Source organism: Pseudomonas sp. 9AZ (assembly GCF_902506525.1).
Taxonomy (GTDB): domain Bacteria; phylum Pseudomonadota; class Gammaproteobacteria; order Pseudomonadales; family Pseudomonadaceae; genus Aquipseudomonas; species Aquipseudomonas peli.
In genome coordinates this window covers 977113-996570 of the sequence record NZ_LR733840.1, presented here as the reverse complement: position 1 = coordinate 996570, position 19458 = coordinate 977113, and the positions used below count along the sequence as shown (strand labels likewise).

Genomic DNA, 19458 nt, shown 5'->3' with positions numbered 1-19458 from the left:
TTCTGTTCAGGTATCAAAGGCGTTTTGAATCCAGTCCAGTTGCGCGGGGGCTTGGCTGTCGGCGGTTATGGCAATCACATCAAAACGGCATGGGTACTTGGCCCAGCGTGCTTCTTGTTGCAGAAAGTGCTGAGCGGCGCGGCTGAGTTTCTCACGTTTACGTGCATCCACGCTCTCGGCTGCGCCGCCCCAGGCGCTATGGCGCCGATAGCGAACTTCTACGAATACTACTGTATCGGCGTCGAGCATGACCAGATCGAGCTCGCCGACACGGCAGCGCCAGTTCTGTGCAAGCAGGCGCAAACCATGTTGTTCAAGATACTGCCGGGCCTGTGACTCGGCAGCGTCTCCGCGTTGTTGCGTGCTGATGCGCTCGTTCAATTGATGCTGTCGGGAAGCGGTTGAACCTGGCCGTCACGGAACTCGGCCCAGGGCAGTTGCCGCTCGATGCGCTGGCTCGGGTTCAGGCTCAGATTGCCGGAGAGGCCTTGCAGGCGGGTATCGGGCAGGGCTTTTAGCTGATTGAGGCGTGGCGCCAGCAGGTAGGCGTCGGCGCCCATGGCATACAGGCGACCGAGGCTACCGCCTGCTTGAGGCCATTGTGTACTGGCTTGTTGCCGGAGTGGGTCGTTGACATTGAGTAGCCATGGGGTTTCGCAGAACATGATGCCGTTGAGGTCGATGTACTGCGCCTGGTTGTAGGTGCCGGTAAACAAGTGCGACGTGGCATACACCGGCACATCACCGGCGTACTGGAAGGCCAGCGTCGGTTTGATCTGCTGAGCCTGCTGCGGTGTTGCAGCGAGGAAGATGAAGTCGACATCACGGCGGCGTGACGGAGCAGCGGCCACCGAAGTGCCCAGTGTGCTCGCCAGGCGCTTGCTGCGCGCTTCACTTTCGCGCAGTTGGAACAGGTCGGCGATCTGCCGGGCCAGTTCGACCGGCTGATCAACATGCTCGGCAGCGATCAGGGTGCCGCCTTGGGCTTGCCAGCTTTGGCGGAAAGCGGCGAGCACGCGGTCACCCCATTCACCGTTGGGTACCAGCGCTACGGCGCGGCGCATGCCGTCTGCCCAGGCGCGCCGGGCGACTTCGCGGGCTTCGTCCTCGGCTGCGAGGCCGAATTGGAACAGTTGTGCAGGGCCTTCCTGGCTGCCTTCGCTGTAATTCAACGCTAGAGTTGTGATGGGCAACTGTTCACGGCTGCTTAGCTGGCTGACCAGGTTTTTCTCCAGCGGACCGATCACTAGCTGCACGCCACTGGCTTGGGCCTGGGTGTAGAAAGCGTCCATGGAGCCGATGCGCGAGCTGTCAAAAATTTGAATGTTCGGTGGGTTCTGCCCGGCTTGCTGCGCTTGATAGTGGGCTGCCAGGAAGCCGTCGCGCAGAGCGCGAGCCACGCTGGCCAGTTGACCATCTTGTGGCAGCAGCAAGGCGATCTCGGTCAGCGGTTGGCTGGACAGCTTTTTCAGCTCGACCAGCGCCTGCGGCAGTTGCTGTGCGGCAGGGTGCTGCGGATTGGCTGCAACCCAGGCATCAATAGCGCTTTGCTGCTGCTCCAGGGTGCCAGCGCTCTTGGATGCACGGGCCAGCTCCAGCCAGCCGTCGAGGTCAGCATCGCCGCTGGCTTGCAGTTCGCCTTGTGGCAGGCTGGAAACCAGTGCCCAGATGGTTTCCTGGTTGTCTGTGGCACTGGCACCACTGAGCAGTGGCGCGATATAGGCGCGCTCGCGCGCTGCGGCCAGGACTTGCCCGGTGGCCTGCAGGGCGTTCGCGCGTACTAGCTGGCTGCGTACCTGTTGTTCAACTGGTAGCTCGCCGAGACGTTCCATGCTCGGGTGGCTGAGGGCGCGCAGGGCAGCCTTGGGTTTGTTGCGGCTCATGTCCAGCTCTGCGCGCAGGGTGCTGGCGTAGATCTGCTGGGCGGGCTTCAGGCTTTCCAGTTGCACTTGCTCCAGAATGCTGCTGGCGCGGGCTAAGTCCTTCTGCTTATAGGCCAGGTCTGCCGCCGACAAGCGTAGTGCTGCGGCTTGCTCGATGGGGCTTTCGGCTGCTTGTTGCAGCAGCTGTTCAATGTTGGCTTGCGGCGTGCGCGGCAACTCGCCCAGGGTCGATGAGGGCTGGCTGGCGCAGGCGGCGAGCAGGCCGGCAAGGCAGAGAATAGAGATGGGGCGCAGGCAGGCGATCATGTAAGCGTTCCTGATACTTGATCAAATTGAGCGTCGAATTGTACCCAAGCCCGCCGGGTGACGCGATGTCGAAGGTTGGAAACGGGCTACAATGCGCGCTTTGCTGATTTAAGAGGCCTGTGCTGTGACCACTTCCGCTGCTGCGAATTCGCCTTTGGGCAGTCTTTATGTGGTTGCTACACCCATCGGCAACCTCGATGACATCAGCGCGCGCGCGCTGACTATCCTGCGCAGCGTGGCTCTGATTGCTGCCGAAGACACCCGCCATTCCGCACGCCTGATGCAGCATTTTGGCATCGGTACGCCGCTGGCAGCCTGTCATGAGCATAACGAGCGCGATCAGGGCGGACGTTTTCTCACGCGGCTGTTGGCGGGGGACGATGTGGCGCTGATCTCCGATGCCGGTACGCCGCTGATTTCCGATCCTGGGTATCACCTGGTGCGCCAGGCGCGCGCTGCTGGCATTGCCGTGGTTCCAGTGCCGGGTGCCTGCGCACTGATTGCTGCGTTGTCTGCTGCAGGCTTGCCGTCGGATCGTTTTATTTTCGAAGGTTTTCTGCCCGCCAAGGCGGCAGGACGACGCGCGCGCTTGGGGCAGGTAAAGGAAGAGCCGCGCACGCTGATCTTCTATGAGGCGCCGCATCGCATCCTCGAATGCCTGCAGGATATGCAGCTGGTGTTTGGCGATGAGCGCCCCGCGTTGCTGGCGCGCGAGCTGACCAAGACTTTCGAGACTCTCAAGGGTATGCCGTTGGCTGAGCTAGCCGCTTGGGTGGCTGCCGACAGTAATCAACAGCGCGGCGAATGTGTGGTGCTGGTCGCGGGTTGGCAGGCACCGGAAGGCGACGAGGCTGTCAGTGCCGAAGCCATGCGTGTGTTGAATCTGCTGTTGGCGGAAATGCCGCTGAAACGCGCGGCAGCGCTGGCGGCAGAGATTACCGGAGTGCGCAAGAACCTGCTCTATCAGGTGGCGCTGGAGCAGCAGAAAGACGTTTAAACCTTGTTCTATAGGGCGCAGGCCGTTAACCTTGCCCGCGGAGAGTCGATCGGACAGTCGCTGCCGTGTTGCGTTCTGCGTAATGCGGGGGAGGAAAGTCCGGGCTCCATAGGGCGGAGTGCCAGGTAACGCCTGGGAGGCGTGAGCCTACGGAAAGTGCCACAGAAAATAACCGCCTAAGCGCTTCGGTGCCGGTAAGGGTGAAAAGGTGCGGTAAGAGCGCACCGCGCGACTGGTAACAGTTCGTGGCTAGGCAAACCCCACTCGGAGCAAGACCAAATAGGGTTCCATTGGCGTGGCCCGCGCTGGAACCGGGTAGGTTGCTAAAGGCGTGCAGTGATGTACGTCGTAGAGGAATGACTGTCCTCGACAGAACCCGGCTTACAGATCGACTCTCCACCTTCCTCATTTATCCGCTTCACTGTTTCGCCTCCTTTCTAAGACCGAAAAAATCTTACTCTTAACAAACTACTTTAACTTCGTAGTGCAACGCGCTGCATATGCTCATTTTTACATCCATTACTTCGCGTTATTTCTCCGTTTTGCCCCTCTCAAAGTTCGCTAAATCGCCGTTCTATAAGGATTTTTCCCGCCAAGCGTGCCTTGACGGTGGGGGGCGTGCGTTCCTATAGTGTGCGCGAGTGGTAAGAAGTGGCACAAAGTGGGTTTCTTAGGCACGGATAGCTAATAAAAAAGGGGAAACGCGATCGTGTTTCGCGGAGCAAACGCCATCAGTCTCGACGCCAAAGGGCGACTCGCGATGCCAAGTCGGTATCGGGACGAGCTTGTGTCGCGTTGCTCCGGCCAGCTTATCGTCACGATTGATGCCATTGACCCCTGCCTGTGTGTCTATCCACTGTCCGAGTGGGAGCTGATTGAAGCCAAGCTCCGCGAACTCGCCTCCTTCCGTGAAGAAAACCGCCGCCTGCAGCGTTTGCTGATCGGCAACGCTGTTGATCTTGAGCTGGATGCCAGTGGTCGTTTCCTGGTGCCGCCACGTCTGCGCGAGTACGCCAAGCTGGACAAGCGCGCGATGCTGGTCGGCCAGCTCAATAAATTCCAACTGTGGGATGAAGATGCCTGGAATGCTGTGGCCGATGCCGATCTGGCGGCGATCAAGCAACCGGGTGCTTTGTCTGACGACCTACGTGACCTGATCCTGTGACCATGACTAGCAATTTCCGCCACATCACCGTGCTACTCGACGAGGCTGTCGAAGGGCTGGCTGTGCGCGCGAACGGTTGCTACCTGGATGGCACCTTCGGGCGTGGCGGGCATAGCCGGCTGATTTTGGAAAAGCTCGGGCCAGACGGTCGCTTGCTAGGGTTTGACAAGGATCCCCTGGCAATTGCGACGGGAGATGCGCTGGCGGCCGAAGACGGCCGCTTTGTCGTTGTGCAGCGCAGCTTTGCTGAGCTGGGTGACGAACTGGCGCAGCGCGCTCTAGCAGGCAAAGTCAGCGGTATTCTGTTGGACTTGGGCGTGTCGTCGCCGCAGCTGGATGACGCCGAGCGCGGCTTCAGCTTTATGAATGACGGCCCGCTGGACATGCGCATGAACCCGGATGCGGGCGTTAGCGCCGCCGATTTTATTGCCAGCGCCGCCGAAGAAGAAATCGCGCGCGTCTTCAAAGAGTACGGCGAAGAGCGCTTTGCCAAGCGCATGGCCCGTGCCGTGGTGTTGCGCCGCGCCGAGCAGCCGTTTACCCGCACCGCCGACCTGGCTCAGGTGCTGACCGTCGCCAATCCGGCCTGGGAAAAGGGCAAGAATCCGGCAACTCGCGCCTTCCAGGGCCTGCGCATCTATATCAACAACGAATTGGGTGATCTGGAAAGTGGCCTTGAAGCCGCTCTGGAGAACCTCGAAGTGGGCGGCCGCCTGGTGGTGATCAGCTTCCACTCGCTGGAAGACCGCATCGTCAAACTCTTTATGCGCAAGCATGCCAAGGGTGAGATGGACAAGCTGCCGCGCGATCTGCCGATCATCCCGAAAGCCTTCGAGCCACGCTTGAAGCTGATTGGTAAGCCGGTATTTGCCTCCGAAGCCGAGCTCGCAGTCAACCCGCGTTCGCGCAGTGCGGTGATGCGCATTGCAGAGAAAATGCGATGAGCGCGCTATTCGCCAAGCCATTGCCCGGCGGCAGTCTGCTGATGCTGCTGTTGTTTGTGGCTGTGCTGGTATCTGCGGTGGGCGTTTCCTACAGCGCGCACTGGAACCGTCAGCTGCTTAATGAACTGTATGCCGAGCTCAGTGTGCGCGACAAAGCGCAGGCTGAATGGGGGCGCTTGATCCTCGAGCAAAGCACCTGGACCGCGCACAACCGTATCGAAGCCCTGGCCACTGAGCGCCTAAGCATGCGTATCCCTGATGCCGCCGAAGTGCGGATGGTGGCGCCATGATGGGCCTTGAAGGTGCACTCTACCCTTGGCGTTTCCGTCTGGTGCTGCTGCTGCTGGCACTGATGGTGGGCGCGATTGCCTGGCGTATTGTCGACCTGCAAGTATTCGATCAGAGCTTTCTGCAGGCCCATGGTGACGCGCGCAGCGTGCGGCATATCCCGATTCCGGCGCATCGCGGTTTGATTACCGACCGTAATGGCGAGCCCTTGGCTGTCAGTACCCCGGTGACCACCCTGTGGGCCAATGGCAAGGAACTGCAGAGCGGTAAGGCCAAGTGGGATGCCTTGGCGGCTGCTTTGGGACAGGACCCCAAGACATTTTCCGCACGCCTGGCGGCTGCACACGAGCGCGAGTTCATGTACCTCGTGCGCGGGCTGACGCCTGAGCAGGGTCAGCGAATTCTCGATCTGAAAGTGCCGGGCGTGTATGGCATTGAAGAGTTCCGCCGCTTCTACCCAGCAGGTGAGGTGGCTGCCCATGTGGTGGGCTTTACCGACATTGATGACCGTGGCCGTGAAGGCATGGAACTGGCCTTCGAGGATTGGCTGGCTGGCGTGCCCGGTAAGCGCCAGGTGCTCAAGGATCGCCGCGGGCGGCTGATCAAAGACGTCCAGGTAGCTCAGAATGCCAAGGCCGGTAAGACCTTGGCATTGTCGATTGACCTGCGCCTGCAATACCTCGCACACCGCGAGCTGCGCAACGCCGTGACCGAGTTCGGTGCCAAAGCCGGCAGCCTGGTGCTGCTCGATGTGCAGACCGGTGAAGTGCTGGCCATGGTCAATCAGCCGACCTACAACCCGAACAATCGCCGTAACCTGCAGCCGGCTGCTATGCGCAACCGCGCGATGATCGACGTGTTTGAGCCGGGTTCGACCGTTAAACCGTTCTCCATCGCTGCCGCCCTCGGCTCGGGTCGCTGGACCCCGGAAATGACCGTAGACACCGCCCCCGGCAGCCTGCGTATCGGTCGTTACACCATTCGTGATGTGTCGCGCGGCGGCGTGCTTAATCTCACCCAGATTCTGATGAAGTCGAGCAACGTCGGTATCAGCAAGGTGGCCTTCGATATCGGCGCCGAGCCAATTTACGCCGTGATGCAACAAGTCGGCCTGGGCCAGGACACGGGTCTGAGCTTCCCCGGCGAGCGCGTCGGCAATCTGCCCAATTACCGCGTCTGGAAACAGGCCGAGACCGCCACCCTGGCTTACGGCTACGGCCTCTCTGTGACCGCTGTGCAACTGGCGCACGCCTACTCGGTGCTGGGCAACGATGGCAAGAACGTAAACCTGTCGATGGTGCGCCTGGATCGCCAGCCGGTTACGACCCAAGTAATTGATGAGCAGATCGCCAAGACCGTGCTCGGCATGCTCCAGTCCGTGGTTGAAGAACCGGGCGGCGGCGGCGCGCGGGCCAAGGTGCCGGGCTACCACGTCGGCGGCAAAAGCGGCACCGCACGTAAAGCCGCAACCGGCAGCAAGGGCTATGTCGACAAGGCGTACCGCTCATTCTTTGCCGGCGTTGCGCCAATCGATAACCCGCGTATCGCCGCCGTGATCATGATCGACGAGCCGAGCGAAGGGGGCTACTACGGTGGCCTGGTTTCTGCTCCGGTGTTCGGCAAGGTCATGGCTGGCGCACTGCGCTTGATGAATGTCGCACCGGATAACCTGCCAGAACCTGAAGCCGTGAAGGTCGAAACCGCCGCTGCCGCACCCGTTAAAGGAGGGCGTATCTGATGCCCATGCCCCTTAATCAGTTACTGCCGCAAGCCGCCAGCTCGACACTGATTCGTGAATTGACCCTGGACAGCCGCAAGGTGCGTCCGGGTGACCTGTTTCTGGCCGTGCCCGGCACCCAGCAGGACGGCCGCGTGCACATCGCTGATGCGGTTGCCCGTGGCGCCGCCGCCGTGGCTTATGAAGCCGAAGGTGCCGCGGTGATGACCGCGCACAGCGCTGAATTGGTCGCGCTTAAGGGCCTGGCCAATCAGCTGTCGGCGATTGCTGGGCGCTTCTATGGCGAGCCAAGCCGTGGCCTGCATTTGATCGGTATTACGGGCACCAACGGCAAGACCAGCGTCAGCCAGTTGTTGGCACAAGCTCTGGACCTGCTGGGCGAGCGCTGCGGCATTGTCGGCACCCTGGGCAATGGTTTTTATGGCGCGCTTGAACAGGGCCGTCATACCACGCCGGATCCGATCGGCGTGCAGGCGACATTGGCGGACATGAAAAACGCCGGCGCGCGCGCGGTGGCGATGGAAGTGTCGTCCCACGGCCTGCACCAGGGCCGCGTTGCGGCGCTGGCATTTGATGTGGCGGTGCTGACCAACCTGTCCCGTGATCACCTGGACTATCACGGCTCGATGCAAGCCTACGCCGAGGCGAAAGCCGCGTTGTTTGCCTGGTCGGGTCTGCGTTGCCGGGTGCTCAATCTGGACGATGCCTTTGGTCGTGAGTTGGCAGCTGCTGAGCACGAGTCGCGCCTGATCAGCTACAGCCTGAGCGATGCCGAAGCCTATCTGTATTGCCGCGATGCGCAGTTTGACGAGCAGGGCGTGCGCGCCACGCTGGTCACCCCGCGCGGCGAAGGCAGCCTGCGCAGCTCACTGCTCGGGCGCTTCAACCTGAGCAACCTACTGGCAGTGGTCGGCACGCTGCTGGGGCTGGATTACCCACTGGATGAAATTCTCCAGGTGCTGCCGCAGCTGCAAGGCCCTATCGGTCGTATGCAGCGTTTGGGGGGCGGCAAGCAGCCGCTGGTGGTGGTGGACTACGCACACACTCCGGATGCTTTGGAAAAAGTTCTCGAAGCCCTGCGTCCGCATGTTAAAGGCCGCCTGCTTTGCCTGTTCGGCTGTGGTGGCGACCGTGACAACGGTAAGCGCCCGCTGATGGCCGCGGTGGTTGAGCGTCTAGCCGATGCAGTGCTGGTCACCGATGACAATCCCCGCACCGAAGCGCCGGCAAAGATTTTCAGTGACATTCGAGCAGGTTTCGTCACACCTGAGGCCGTGCAGTTCGTCCATGGCCGTGGTCAGGCGATTGCTCAGCTAATCGCCAGCGCGTCTGCCGATGATGTACTGGTGCTGGCCGGTAAGGGGCATGAGGACTATCAGGAAATCAACGGCGTGCGTCAGCCATTCTCCGACCTGGTCGAAGCGGCCAACGCTTTGGCCGCATGGGAGGTGGCGCATGCTTAAGGCGCTGCGGTTGAGCGAAGTGGCTGGCCCATTGAGCGCCCGGGTGATCGGTATCGATGTGGCATTCAGCGCAGTTAGCAGCGACAGCCGGGCGATTCAGCCTGGCCAGCTGTTCGTCGCCCTGGCCGGTCCGCGCTTTGATGGTCATGACTACCTGGCTGAAGTCGCCAGCAAAGGTGCTGTGGCGGCACTGGTCGAGCGTGAAGTGGCGGGTGAGCCGCTGCCGCAACTGCTGGTCGCCGATACCCGTCTGGCCCTGGGTCAGTTGGGTGCGCTCAATCGTCAGGCATTCAACGCACCTGTGGTGGCGATTACCGGCTCCAGCGGTAAGACCACCGTCAAAGAAATGCTCGCCAGCATCCTGCGCGAGGGTCTGCAAGGTCCGGTGCTGGCCACCCGTGGCAACCTGAATAACGATCTTGGCGCACCGCTGACCCTGCTGGAGCTAGCGCCTGAGCATGTTGCCGGGGTGATCGAGCTGGGCGCCAACCATGTCGGCGAGATTGCCTACACCGTTGGCCTGACCCAGCCGCAAGTGGCCGTGCTGAATAATGCCGGGACTGCGCATGTCGGCGAATTCGGCGGCCCTGAGAAAATTGTTGAAGCCAAGGGCGAGATACTCGAAGGCCTGAGCGAAAGCGGTGTGGCCGTGCTCAACCTTGATGATCGGGCCTTTGCCATCTGGCAACAGCGCGCCAAAGGTCGCCGCGTCAGCAGTTTCGCCTTGGTTAATCCGGCGGCCGACGTTTATGCCAGCGAAGTGGCCCGCGACGCCCGTGGCTGCTCAGCCTTTACCCTGCATTGCGCCAGCGGTGAGGCACGTATTCAGCTCAACCTGCTCGGCGAACACAACGTCGCCAATGCCCTGGCTGCGGCGGCGGCTGCCCAGGCGCTGGGCCTGGTCCCTGCGGCGATCAAGGCCGGGCTGGAAAGCCTGCAACCGGTCAAAGGCCGCGCCGTTGCGCAGATTGCGCCGAACGGCCTGCGCGTGATCGACGACAGCTACAACGCCAATCCGACATCCGTCTGCGCAGCCATCGATATCCTGGCCGGTTTCCCTGGCCGCCGTGTGCTGGTGCTGGGCGATATCGGCGAGCTGGGCGCGTGGGCCGAGCAGGGCCATCGCCAGGTCGGCAGCTATGCGCTCGGTAAGGTCGATGCGGTGTATGCCGTTGGTCCCCTGATGGCGTATGCCATTGAAGAATTCGGCACACAGGGTCGGCATTTTGCCGACCAGCCCAGCCTGATTGCTGCGCTGCAAGGCGAGCAGGGCGACACCACCCTTCTAATTAAAGGTTCACGCAGTGCGGCGATGGAAAAAGTCGTAGCGGCGCTGTGTGGCACATCCGGGGAGATTCACTAATGCTGCTGCTGCTGGCGGAGTACCTGCAACAGTTCCACAAGGGTTTCGCAGTGTTTCAGTACCTGACACTGCGCGGCATCCTCGGCGTGCTTACCGCCCTGGCCCTGTCGTTGTGGCTGGGCCCTTGGATGATCCGCACCCTGCAGATTCGTCAGATCGGCCAGTCGGTACGTAACGACGGCCCGCAGTCGCACCTGTCGAAGAAAGGCACGCCAACCATGGGTGGCGCGCTGATTCTCTCGGCCATCGCCGTCAGCACCCTGCTCTGGGCTGATCTGTCCAACCGTTATGTCTGGGTTGTGCTGGCCGTAACCTTGCTGTTCGGCGCCATTGGCTGGGTGGATGACTACCGCAAAGTGATCGAGAAGAACTCCAAGGGCCTGCCGAGCCGCTGGAAATATTTCTGGCAGTCGGTGTTCGGCCTCGGTGCTGCGTTCTTCCTTTATATGACCGCGCAGAGCCCGGTGGAAACCACCCTGATTCTGCCGATGATCAAGGATTTCGGTCTGGAGCTGGGTGTCGGCTTTATCGTACTGACTTATTTCGTCATCGTCGGCTCGAGCAACGCTGTCAACCTGACTGACGGCCTCGACGGTCTGGCCATCCTGCCCACCGTGATGGTCGGCGGCGCGCTGGGCATCTTCTGCTACCTGTCAGGCAACGTGAAGTTCGCCGAATACCTGTTTATTCCCTACGTGCCGGGTGCGGGTGAGCTGATTGTGTTCTGCGCCGCCCTGGTCGGTGCGGGTCTCGGTTTCCTCTGGTTCAACACCTACCCGGCGCAAGTGTTTATGGGCGATGTCGGCGCGCTGGCGCTGGGCGCGGCCCTGGGCACCATCGCGGTGATTGTTCGTCAGGAAGTGGTGCTGTTCATCATGGGCGGCATCTTTGTGGTGGAAACCCTGTCGGTGATCATCCAGGTCGCCAGCTTCAAGCTGACCGGCAAGCGCGTGTTCCGCATGGCGCCGATCCATCACCACTTTGAACTTAAAGGCTGGCCCGAGCCGCGCGTGATCGTGCGCTTCTGGATCATCACCGTGATCCTAGTGTTGATCGGCCTTGCCACCCTGAAACTGCGTTGAGGACTGAGGATTTATAACAGCATGACCCTGATCGCTTCTGACCACTTCCGCATCGTTGTCGGCCTCGGCAAGAGCGGCATGTCCCTGGTGCGCTTCCTCGCGCGCCAGGGCCTGCCGTTTGCCGTGGTCGACACCCGTGCCAACCCGCCGGAGCTCGCCACCTTGCGTGAGCAGTTCCCGCAGGTTGAAGTGCGTTGTGGCGAATTGGATGTCGAGTTCCTCTGCCGCGCCAGTGAGCTGCTGGTCAGTCCGGGCCTGGCCCTCGCCACCCCGGCGCTGCAGGCTGCCGCTGCGCGTGGGGTCAAGCTTTCGGGCGATATCGACCTGTTCGCCCGTTATGCCAAGGCGCCGATCGTGGCGATTACCGGCTCCAACGCTAAGAGCACCGTGACCACCCTGGTCGGCGAGATGGCGGCTGCGGCCGGCAAGAAGGTTGCCGTCGGCGGCAACCTCGGTACGCCGGCGCTGGACCTGCTCAGTGATGAGATCGAGCTGTACGTCATGGAGCTGTCGAGCTTCCAGCTGGAAACCACCGACCAGCTCAATGCTGAAGTGGCGACCTGCCTGAACATCAGCGAAGACCATATGGATCGCTACGCCGATCTGCCGGCTTATCACCTGGCCAAGCACCGCATCTTCCGTGGCGCGCGGCAGGTGGTGGTGAACCGCGATGACGCCTTGTCGCGTCCGCTGGTGGCCGATCAACTGCCGTGCTGGTACTTCGGCCTGGGCAAGCCGGATTTCAAGCGTTTCGGTCTGCTCGAAGAGGACGGCGAAAAATTCCTGGCGTACCAGTTCGCTGCGCTGCTGCCGGTGCGTGAACTGAAGATTCGCGGCGCGCACAACCAGTCCAACGCTCTGGCGGCGCTTGCGCTGGGTCATGCTGTGGGCCTGCCGTTCGAGCCGATGTTGGCCACCCTCAAACAGTTCGCGGGCCTGCCGCATCGCTGTCAGTGGGTTGGCGAGCGCAATGCCGTGAGCTTCTACGACGATTCTAAGGCCACCAACGTCGGTGCCGCGCTGGCCGCTATCGAAGGCCTGGGTGCGGATATCGCCGGCAAACTGGTGCTGATCGCCGGTGGCGATGGCAAGGGCGCGGATTTCTCAGCCCTGAAAGCTCCGGTCGGCAAGTTCTGCCGCGCCGTGGTGCTACTCGGTCGCGATGCCGAGCTGCTGGCTGAGGCGCTGGGCGACGCCGCACTGCTGATCCGGGTCAAGACCCTGGAAGAGGCTGTACAGCGCTCTGCCGAACTGGCTGAACAGGGCGATGCTGTGCTGCTGTCGCCGGCCTGCGCCAGCCTGGACATGTTCAAGAATTTCGAAGAGCGCGGGCGTCTGTTCGCCCAGGCCGTGGAGGGTTTGCAATGATGCTGGCCCGCCTGCTCGCCGCGCCTTCTCCGCTGCATACCCGTCGCGGTATCGATATCGACTTCCCATTGTTGGCCGGTTGCCTGGCGCTGCTCGGCTTGGGTTTGGTGATGATCGCCTCGGCCTCCTCGGAAGTGGCGGCAGTACAATCGGGTAACCCGCTGTACCACATGATTCGCCACCTGATTTATCTGGCCATTGGCCTGGGCGCTGCGCTGGTGACCCTGCTGGTGCCTATGGCGCTGTGGCAGCGTTACAGCGGCATGCTGCTGCTGGCGGCGGTGGTGCTGCTGATTCTGGTACTGCTGCCGGGCATTGGTCGTGAGGTCAACGGTGCTAAGCGCTGGATCGGCCTGGGCGTGTTCAACCTGCAGCCATCCGAGTTGGCCAAGCTGTTTAGCGTGATGTTCATCGCCGCCTACCTGGTGCGTCGCCAGGAAGAAGTACGTGAGAAGCTCACCGGCTTTATCAAACCGATGCTGGTACTGGGCCCGATTGCCGCGCTGCTGTTGGCCGAGCCGGACTTCGGCGCCACCGTGGTCCTGGTTGGCGCGGCCATCGCCATGCTGTTCCTCGGCGGGGTCAACCTGCTGCGCTTTATTCCGCTGGCGGCCTGCGTTCTCGGCCTTGGCGTGTTGGTGATGACCAGCCAGGCCTATCGCCTGGAGCGTCTGACCAACTTCGTCGACCCCTGGGCTGATCAGTACGGTGCCGGTTACCAGCTGAGCCAGGCGCTGATTGCCTTCGGTCGTGGTGAATGGTTCGGCGTCGGTCTGGGCAACAGCGTGCAGAAACAGTTCTACCTGCCGGAAGCACATACCGACTTCGTGTTTGCCGTACTGGCCGAAGAGCTGGGCATGGTCGGTGCACTGATTACCGTCGCCCTGTTCGTTTTCGTCAGCGTGCGCGCCCTGTATATCGGCCTGTGGGCGGAGAAGGCCAAGCAGTTTTTCTCGGCCTATGTGGCCTACGGCCTGGCGTTCCTGTGGATCGGTCAGGTGCTGATCAATATCGGCGTGAACGTTGGTCTGCTGCCGACCAAGGGTCTGACTTTGCCATTCCTCAGCTACGGCGGCAGCTCGCTGGTGATCTGCTGCGTCAGCCTGGCGCTGCTGCTGCGTATCGAGTGGGAGCGTCGCACCCAGTTGGGCAATGAAGACGTTGACTTCAAAGAGTCGGATTTCTTCGAAGGTCAGTCCGCCGAGGAGGTTCAGCATGCGCGGTAATGTGCTGATCATGGCCGGCGGCACTGGCGGGCACGTATTCCCGGCGCTGGCCTGCGCCCGTGAGTTCAAGGCGCGTGGCTACAGCGTGCATTGGCTGGGTACGCCGCGCGGCATCGAAAATGAACTGGTGCCGGCGGCCGGTCTTCCGCTGCATTTGATCGACGTCACTGGCTTGCGTGGCAAGGGCAAGCTGTCGCTGCTGAAAGCACCGTTCCAGCTGATCAAGGCGCTGTTCCAGGCGCGCAAGGTAATGCGTGAACTGCAGCCGGTGTGCGTGTTGGGGATGGGCGGTTATGTCACCGGTCCTGGCGGCCTGGCCGCGCGCATGAGCGGCGCGCCGCTGATCATCCACGAGCAGAATGCTGTTGCCGGTACCGCTAACCGCAGCCTGGTGCCGTTCGCCAGCCGCGTCTGCGAAGCCTTCCCGAATACCTTTGGCAACAGCGACAAGCGTCGCACCACCGGCAATCCGGTGCGTGAAGAACTGTTCCTGGAAACCCCGCGTGATTCGCTGCGCAACCGCCAGCCGCGTTTGCTGGTGCTGGGCGGCAGCCTGGGCGCCGAACCGTTGAATAAATTGCTGCCCGAAGCCCTGGCGCTTGTAGCAGCCGAGCTGCGCCCTGAAGTGTTCCATCAGGCCGGCAAGCAACATGATGCAATTACTGCTGAACGCTATCGCGCGGTTGACGTCGAAGCGCAGGTCGCGCCGTTTATCAAGGACATGGCGCGGGCGTATGCCTGGGCCGATCTGGTGGTATGTCGCGCAGGCGCCTTGACCGTCAGCGAACTGGCCGCCGCCGGCCTGCCAGCATTCCTGCTGCCGCTGCCACACGCGATCGATGATCACCAGACCCGTAATGCCGATTATCTGGCCAGTGCCGGCGCTGCCGTACTGCTGCCACAACGTTCCACTGACGCCGCCAAGCTGGCCGCGCAGCTGACCGAGGTTTTGATGCACCCCGAACAACTCACTCAAATGGCGCAGACGGCTCGTCGTCTGGCCAAGCCCGATGCAACCTGCACCGTTGTCGATATCTGCCTGGAGGTGGCCCGTGGCTAAGTCTCCCGCCGCTGCACGTTCGGAAATCCGCCGCATGCGCCGCATTCGCCGTATCCACTTCGTCGGTATCGGTGGTGCCGGCATGTGCGGTATCGCCGAAGTGCTGCTCAATCTGGGTTATGAAGTCTCCGGTTCCGACCTCAAGGCCTCGGCCGTGACCGAGCGCCTGGAAACCTTCGGTGCGCAGATATTCATTGGCCACCGCGCCGAGAATGCCGAACAGGCCGACGTGCTGGTCGTCTCCAGCGCGGTCAATACCAGCAACCCGGAAGTGGCCACGGCCCTTGAGCGTCGCATCCCCGTGGTGCCACGCGCTGAGATGCTCGCCGAGCTGATGCGCTATCGCCACGGTATTGCTGTTGCCGGCACTCATGGCAAGACCACCACCACCAGCCTGCTGGCCTCGGTGTTCGCCGCAGGCGGCCTGGACCCGACGTTTGTGATTGGTGGCCGCCTGAATGCAGCCGGTACCAACGCGCAGCTGGGCAGCAGCCGTTACCTGATCGCCGAAGCCGATGAGAGTGACGCCAGCTTCCTGCACCTGCAGCCGATGGTCTCCGTGGTCACCAATATCGACATGGACCACATGAGCACCTATGGCGGTGACTTCAACAAGTTGAAGAAAACCTTCATCGAGTTCCTCCACAACCTGCCGTTCTACGGTCTGGCGGTGATGTGCGTGGATGACCCGATAGTGCGCGAGATCCTGCCGCAGGTAGCCCGTCCGACCGTAACCTACGGCTTTGATGAAGATGCCGACGTGCGTGCGATCAACGTGCGTCAGCAGGGCATGCAAACCTTCTTCACCGTGCTGCGCCGCGACCGCGAGCCGCTGGACGTGTCAGTGAACATGCCGGGCAACCACAACGTGCTGAACGCCCTTGCAACCATCGCCATCGCCAGCGACGAAGGCATAAGTGATGAAGCCATCGTCCAGGGCCTGTCGCAGTTTCAGGGTGTGGGTCGACGCTTCCAGGTCTACGGTGAGCTGCCGGTGGACGGCGGCAGCGTGATGTTGGTCGACGATTACGGCCACCACCCGCGCGAAGTCGCCGCAGTGATCAAGGCCGTGCGCGGTGGTTGGCCGGAGCGCCGCCTTGTGATGGTTTACCAGCCGCACCGTTTCAGCCGCACCCGCGACCTGTACGACGATTTTGTTCAAGTACTCGGTGATGCTCAGGTGTTGTTGCTGATGGAAGTCTACCCGGCCGGTGAAGCACCGATTCCGGGTGCGGACAGCCGCAACCTGTGCCACAGCATCCGCCAGCGCGGCCAGCTCGACCCGATCTATATCGAGCGCGGTGTGGACCTCGCGCCCATCGTCAAGCCGCTGCTGCGTGCCGGTGACATTCTTCTCTGCCAAGGTGCCGGCGATATCGGCGGCCTGGCTCCGCAACTGTTGCAAAGTCCGCTGTTCGGAGCGGCCGAAGGTAAGTCGAAATGAGTGCTGCCAGTCTGCAATCACAATTTCCGGTCAGCGCCTTCGGGCGCGTGGCCGTGCTGTTCGGCGGCAAGAGCGCCGAGCGTGAAGTCTCGCTGAAGTCCGGCAATGCTGTGCTGCAAGCGCTGCTGGCTGCCGGTGTGGATGCGTTCGGCATCGACGCAGGCGATGATCTGCTGCAGCGCCTGACAGCCGAGAAAATCGACCGCGCCTTTATCGTGCTGCACGGCCGTGGTGGTGAAGACGGTTCGATGCAGGGCTTGCTTGAGTGTGCCGGGATTCCTTACACCGGCAGCGGCATTCTTGCGTCGGCGCTGGCCATGGACAAGCTGCGCACCAAGCGCGTGTGGCTGAGCCTCGGCTTGCCAACGCCGGCCCACGCGGCGCTGGCCTGCGAAGCCGACTGCCATGCGGCGGCGGCCGAGCTGGGCTTTCCGCTGTTCGTCAAGCCGGCCCATGAGGGTTCGAGCATTGGCATGGCCAAGGTCAATGATGTCGATGCGCTGATCGCCGCCTGGAAAGATGCCAGCCGCTACGACTCGCAGGTGCTGGTAGAGCAGATGATCGCCGGTCCGGAGTTCACCATCGCCATGCTGCGCGGTCAGGTACTGCCGCCGATTGCCCTCGGCACGCCGCACAGCTTCTACGACTACGACGCCAAGTACTTGGCCAATGACACTCAGTACCGCATCCCGTGCGGCCTCACGGCAGAAAAAGAAGCCGAGCTGAAGGACCTTACGGCGCGCGCTTGTGAGGCCGTGGGCGCCCAGGGCTGGGCCCGCGCAGACGTGATGCAAGACGCCGACGGCAAATTCTGGCTGTTGGAAGTCAACACCGTGCCGGGCATGACCGACCACAGCCTGGTGCCAATGGCAGCCCGTGCTGCGGGTCTGGATTTTCAACAACTGGTGTTGGCGATTCTTGCCGACAGCCTTGAGGCACGGGGTTAAGTCATGACGGCCACCTTGCGTCACCAGCCAGGCTCGAACCGCGCCCCCGTGCGCGGTAAGCCTGCGCAGCGCGGCGCCAGCCGTTTGGTGGCCAAGGAGCCGATCAGCCTGCGGATAAGCCTGCCAAAAGCCCGTTTAACCGGCATGGGCAGCTGGCTGAAGCGCCTGACCTGGCCGCTGTTGCTGCTTTCGTTGGGGTACGGCACCTATGAGTTGTCGTTGCGTGCGTTGCCCTATGCCGACCAGCCGATTGCGCGGATCAGCGTTGAGGGCGACCTCAGCTACGTCAACCAGCAGGCGGTACAGGAGCGCATTGCGCCTTATGCCAATGCGAGCTTTTTCAGTGTCGACCTGCTCAGCCTGCGCCACGAGCTGGAGCTGATGCCTTGGATTGCCAGCGCTCAGGTACGCCGCATATGGCCTGATCAGTTGGTGGTGCGTCTGGAAGAGCAATTGCCGATTGCCCGCTGGGGTGATGAGGCGCTGTTGAACAACCAAGGCGAAGCCTTTGCCCCGCAGGAAGTCAGTAATTACCAGCACTTGCCGCAGTTGTATGGCCCGCGTCGTGCCCAGCAGCAGGTGATGCAGCAATACCAGGTACTCAGTCAGATGCTGCGGCCCATGGGCTTTTCCGTGGCTCGGTTAGAGCTGCGTGAACGCGGCAGCTGGTTCCTCTCCACTGGGCAGGGCATTGAACTGCTGCTGGGGCGTGACCACCTGGTGGAAAAAATGCGGCGCTTCACGGCTATTTACGACAAGGCCTTGAAAGAGCAACAAGCGAATATTGCGCGGATCGATCTGCGCTATGCCAACGGTCTTGCCGTGGCATGGCGTGAGCCGGTAGCGCCCGCAGCGGCTGAAACCGCTGTCGTGCAGTGAATCAGGAGAAGATGAAAGCCATGGCAAACGTGCAGAGCGGCAAGATGATCGTCGGCCTCGATATCGGTACCTCCAAGGTGGTGGCGCTGGTCGGTGAAGTGAATGCGGACGGCCAACTGGAAATCGTCGGCATCGGCACCCATCCGTCACGCGGTTTGAAGAAGGGCGTGGTGGTGAATATCGAATCCACCGTGCAGTCGATCCAGCGCGCCGTAGAAGAAGCCCAGCTGATGGCTGGCTGCCGCATTCACTCAGCCTTTGTCGGCGTGGCCGGCAACCATATCCGCAGTCTCAACAGCCATGGCATCGTTGCCATTCGTGATCGCGAAGTCAGCCCCGCGGATCTGGAGCGCGTACTCGATGCCGCCCAGGCCGTGGCCATCCCGGCGGATCAGCGCGTGCTGCACACCCTGCCGCAGGATTACGTGATAGATAACCAGGAAGGCGTGCGTGAGCCGTTGGGCATGTCCGGCGTACGTCTGGAAGCCAAGGTTCACGTGGTGACCTGTGCCGTGAATGCCGCACAGAACATCGAGAAGTGTGTGCGTCGCTGCGGTCTGGAAGTGGACGACATCATTCTTGAACAACTGGCCTCGGCGTACGCGGTGCTGACCGACGATGAGAAAGAGCTGGGTGTGTGCCTGGTCGACATCGGTGGCGGCACCACCGACATCTGCATCTTCACTGAAGGTGCAATTCGCCACACTGCGGTGATCCCGATTGCTGGCGACCAAGTCACCAACGACATCGCCATGGCCCTGCGTACACCGACCCAGTATGCCGAGGAGATCAAGATTCGGTATGCTTGCGCGCTGGCCAAGCTGGCTGGTGCGGGCGAAACCATCAAGGTTCCCAGCGTCGGCGATCGTCCACCCCGTGACCTCTCGCGCCAGTCCCTGGCTGAGGTGGTGGAGCCGCGTTATGACGAGCTGTTCACCCTGATTCAGGCTGAACTACGTCGCAGCGGTTATGAAGATCTGATCCCGGCTGGGATCGTGCTGACCGGCGGTACAGCGAAGATGGAAGGAGCCGTCGAGCTGGCCGAAGAGATTTTCCATATGCCGGTGCGCCTGGGCGTGCCGCAAGGCGTCAAAGGATTGGCCGACGTAGTGCGTAACCCCATCTATTCCACAGGCGTAGGCCTGCTGCTGTACGGGCTGCAAAAGCAGGCCGATGGCATCTCCATGTCTGCGCTTGGCAGCTACAGCGATGAACCCAAACAACCTGTGCTGGAACGGCTGAAACGCTGGGTCCAGGGCAATTTCTGATTTTGCAGTAGGCGTTATAACTAGAAAGTAAAGGAGA

At 61.7% G+C, this 19458-nt stretch carries 17 protein-coding genes and 1 other RNA gene; 16 read left to right on the top strand and 2 right to left on the bottom strand.

Going from position 1 to position 19458, the window contains the following annotated elements; genetic code table 11:
• Window positions 1-6 precede the first annotated feature (6 nt).
• Together ALTER154_RS04760 and ALTER154_RS04755 are read right to left on the bottom strand one after the other, a co-directional pair.
• A complete protein-coding gene (locus ALTER154_RS04760) occupies window positions 7-381 on the bottom strand; it encodes a YraN family protein (RefSeq protein WP_256665554.1) in 375 nt (124 codons plus the stop codon).
• On the bottom strand, window positions 378-2189 hold the full coding sequence (locus tag ALTER154_RS04755) for a penicillin-binding protein activator (protein WP_160085464.1): 1812 nt from the start codon (window positions 2187-2189) through the stop codon (window positions 378-380). The genes ALTER154_RS04760 and ALTER154_RS04755 overlap by 4 nt, the downstream gene beginning before the upstream one ends.
• Before the next feature lie 154 nt (window positions 2190-2343).
• On the opposite strand from ALTER154_RS04755, the gene rsmI reads away from it, so the two are divergent.
• The 16 genes from rsmI to ftsA all read left to right on the top strand — a co-directional run bounded on the left by rsmI (window position 2344) and on the right by ftsA (window position 19421).
• Window positions 2344-3186 (top strand): 16S rRNA (cytidine(1402)-2'-O)-methyltransferase, encoded by an 843-nt coding sequence (rsmI, locus tag ALTER154_RS04750; RefSeq protein ID WP_178126358.1) that lies wholly within the window; start codon window positions 2344-2346, stop codon window positions 3184-3186.
• Window positions 3187-3227: 41 nt separating this feature from the next.
• An RNA gene (gene rnpB / locus ALTER154_RS04745) (RNase P RNA component class A) lies at window positions 3228-3586 on the top strand.
• A 309-nt stretch (window positions 3587-3895) separates the two neighbouring features.
• Complete coding sequence (gene mraZ, locus ALTER154_RS04740) at window positions 3896-4351, top strand: division/cell wall cluster transcriptional repressor MraZ (RefSeq protein WP_090239869.1); 456 nt, start codon at window positions 3896-3898, stop codon at window positions 4349-4351.
• Between the two features lie 2 nt (window positions 4352-4353).
• Entirely contained in the window at window positions 4354-5295 is a 942-nt protein-coding gene (rsmH, locus tag ALTER154_RS04735) for a 16S rRNA (cytosine(1402)-N(4))-methyltransferase RsmH (RefSeq protein ID WP_178126324.1), read from the top strand.
• A complete protein-coding gene (gene ftsL / locus ALTER154_RS04730; protein ID WP_090249124.1) occupies window positions 5292-5585 on the top strand; it encodes a cell division protein FtsL in 294 nt (97 codons plus the stop codon). Before rsmH ends, ftsL begins: the two co-directional genes overlap by 4 nt.
• Window positions 5582-7321 (top strand): peptidoglycan D,D-transpeptidase FtsI family protein, encoded by a 1740-nt coding sequence (locus tag ALTER154_RS04725; RefSeq protein WP_372239914.1) that lies wholly within the window; start codon window positions 5582-5584, stop codon window positions 7319-7321. The genes ftsL and ALTER154_RS04725 overlap by 4 nt, the downstream gene beginning before the upstream one ends.
• Window positions 7321-8784 carry a UDP-N-acetylmuramoyl-L-alanyl-D-glutamate--2,6-diaminopimelate ligase gene (locus ALTER154_RS04720; RefSeq protein WP_160085461.1) on the top strand — a complete coding sequence of 488 codons (1464 nt, stop codon included), beginning with the start codon at window positions 7321-7323 and terminating at the stop codon, window positions 8782-8784. Before ALTER154_RS04725 ends, ALTER154_RS04720 begins: the two co-directional genes overlap by 1 nt.
• A complete protein-coding gene (murF, locus tag ALTER154_RS04715) occupies window positions 8777-10147 on the top strand; it encodes a UDP-N-acetylmuramoyl-tripeptide--D-alanyl-D-alanine ligase (RefSeq protein ID WP_160085460.1) in 1371 nt (456 codons plus the stop codon). The genes ALTER154_RS04720 and murF overlap by 8 nt, the downstream gene beginning before the upstream one ends.
• Entirely contained in the window at window positions 10147-11229 is a 1083-nt protein-coding gene (gene mraY / locus ALTER154_RS04710; protein WP_160085459.1) for a phospho-N-acetylmuramoyl-pentapeptide-transferase, read from the top strand. Before murF ends, mraY begins: the two co-directional genes overlap by 1 nt.
• Window positions 11230-11250: 21 nt before the next feature.
• Window positions 11251-12597, top strand: coding sequence for a UDP-N-acetylmuramoyl-L-alanine--D-glutamate ligase (gene murD / locus ALTER154_RS04705; RefSeq protein ID WP_160085458.1), 1347 nt, complete (start codon window positions 11251-11253; stop codon window positions 12595-12597).
• The gene (gene ftsW, locus ALTER154_RS04700; protein ID WP_090251240.1) at window positions 12597-13823 is read left to right on the top strand and encodes a putative lipid II flippase FtsW; all 1227 of its coding nucleotides are present in this window, start codon (window positions 12597-12599) and stop codon (window positions 13821-13823) included. The genes murD and ftsW overlap by 1 nt, the downstream gene beginning before the upstream one ends.
• Entirely contained in the window at window positions 13813-14883 is a 1071-nt protein-coding gene (gene murG / locus ALTER154_RS04695) for an undecaprenyldiphospho-muramoylpentapeptide beta-N-acetylglucosaminyltransferase (protein WP_160085457.1), read from the top strand. Before ftsW ends, murG begins: the two co-directional genes overlap by 11 nt.
• A gap of 34 nt (window positions 14884-14917) precedes the next feature.
• A complete protein-coding gene (gene murC / locus ALTER154_RS04690; RefSeq protein ID WP_218585095.1) occupies window positions 14918-16327 on the top strand; it encodes a UDP-N-acetylmuramate--L-alanine ligase in 1410 nt (469 codons plus the stop codon).
• Entirely contained in the window at window positions 16324-17274 is a 951-nt protein-coding gene (locus tag ALTER154_RS04685; RefSeq protein ID WP_160085455.1) for a D-alanine--D-alanine ligase, read from the top strand. The genes murC and ALTER154_RS04685 overlap by 4 nt, the downstream gene beginning before the upstream one ends.
• Window positions 17275-17277: 3 nt before the next feature.
• Window positions 17278-18153 (top strand): cell division protein FtsQ/DivIB, encoded by an 876-nt coding sequence (locus ALTER154_RS04680; protein WP_160085454.1) that lies wholly within the window; start codon window positions 17278-17280, stop codon window positions 18151-18153.
• Window positions 18154-18173: 20 nt separating this feature from the next.
• Window positions 18174-19421 carry a cell division protein FtsA gene (gene ftsA, locus ALTER154_RS04675; RefSeq protein WP_090251236.1) on the top strand — a complete coding sequence of 416 codons (1248 nt, stop codon included), beginning with the start codon at window positions 18174-18176 and terminating at the stop codon, window positions 19419-19421.
• The last annotated feature ends 37 nt before the right edge of the window (window positions 19422-19458 follow it).

Bases quoted from the DNA above. Each gene is read 5' to 3' on its own strand.
- ALTER154_RS04755 (WP_160085464.1), bottom strand. From the start codon at position 2,189: ATGATCGCCTGCCTGCGCCCCATCTCTATTCTCTGCCTTGCCGGCCTG.
- rsmH (WP_178126324.1), top strand. From the start codon at position 4,354: ATGACTAGCAATTTCCGCCACATCACCGTGCTACTCGACGAGGCTGTC.
- ftsL (WP_090249124.1), top strand. From the start codon at position 5,292: ATGAGCGCGCTATTCGCCAAGCCATTGCCCGGCGGCAGTCTGCTGATG.
- ALTER154_RS04725 (WP_372239914.1), top strand. From the start codon at position 5,582: ATGATGGGCCTTGAAGGTGCACTCTACCCTTGGCGTTTCCGTCTGGTG.
- ALTER154_RS04720 (WP_160085461.1), top strand. From the start codon at position 7,321: ATGCCCATGCCCCTTAATCAGTTACTGCCGCAAGCCGCCAGCTCGACA.
- murF (WP_160085460.1), top strand. From the start codon at position 8,777: ATGCTTAAGGCGCTGCGGTTGAGCGAAGTGGCTGGCCCATTGAGCGCC.
- mraY (WP_160085459.1), top strand. From the start codon at position 10,147: ATGCTGCTGCTGCTGGCGGAGTACCTGCAACAGTTCCACAAGGGTTTC.
- murD (WP_160085458.1), top strand. From the start codon at position 11,251: ATGACCCTGATCGCTTCTGACCACTTCCGCATCGTTGTCGGCCTCGGC.
- ftsW (WP_090251240.1), top strand. From the start codon at position 12,597: ATGCTGGCCCGCCTGCTCGCCGCGCCTTCTCCGCTGCATACCCGTCGC.
- murG (WP_160085457.1), top strand. From the start codon at position 13,813: ATGCGCGGTAATGTGCTGATCATGGCCGGCGGCACTGGCGGGCACGTA.
- murC (WP_218585095.1), top strand. From the start codon at position 14,918: ATGCGCCGCATTCGCCGTATCCACTTCGTCGGTATCGGTGGTGCCGGC.
- ALTER154_RS04685 (WP_160085455.1), top strand. From the start codon at position 16,324: ATGAGTGCTGCCAGTCTGCAATCACAATTTCCGGTCAGCGCCTTCGGG.
- ALTER154_RS04680 (WP_160085454.1), top strand. From the start codon at position 17,278: ATGACGGCCACCTTGCGTCACCAGCCAGGCTCGAACCGCGCCCCCGTG.
- ftsA (WP_090251236.1), top strand. From the start codon at position 18,174: ATGGCAAACGTGCAGAGCGGCAAGATGATCGTCGGCCTCGATATCGGT.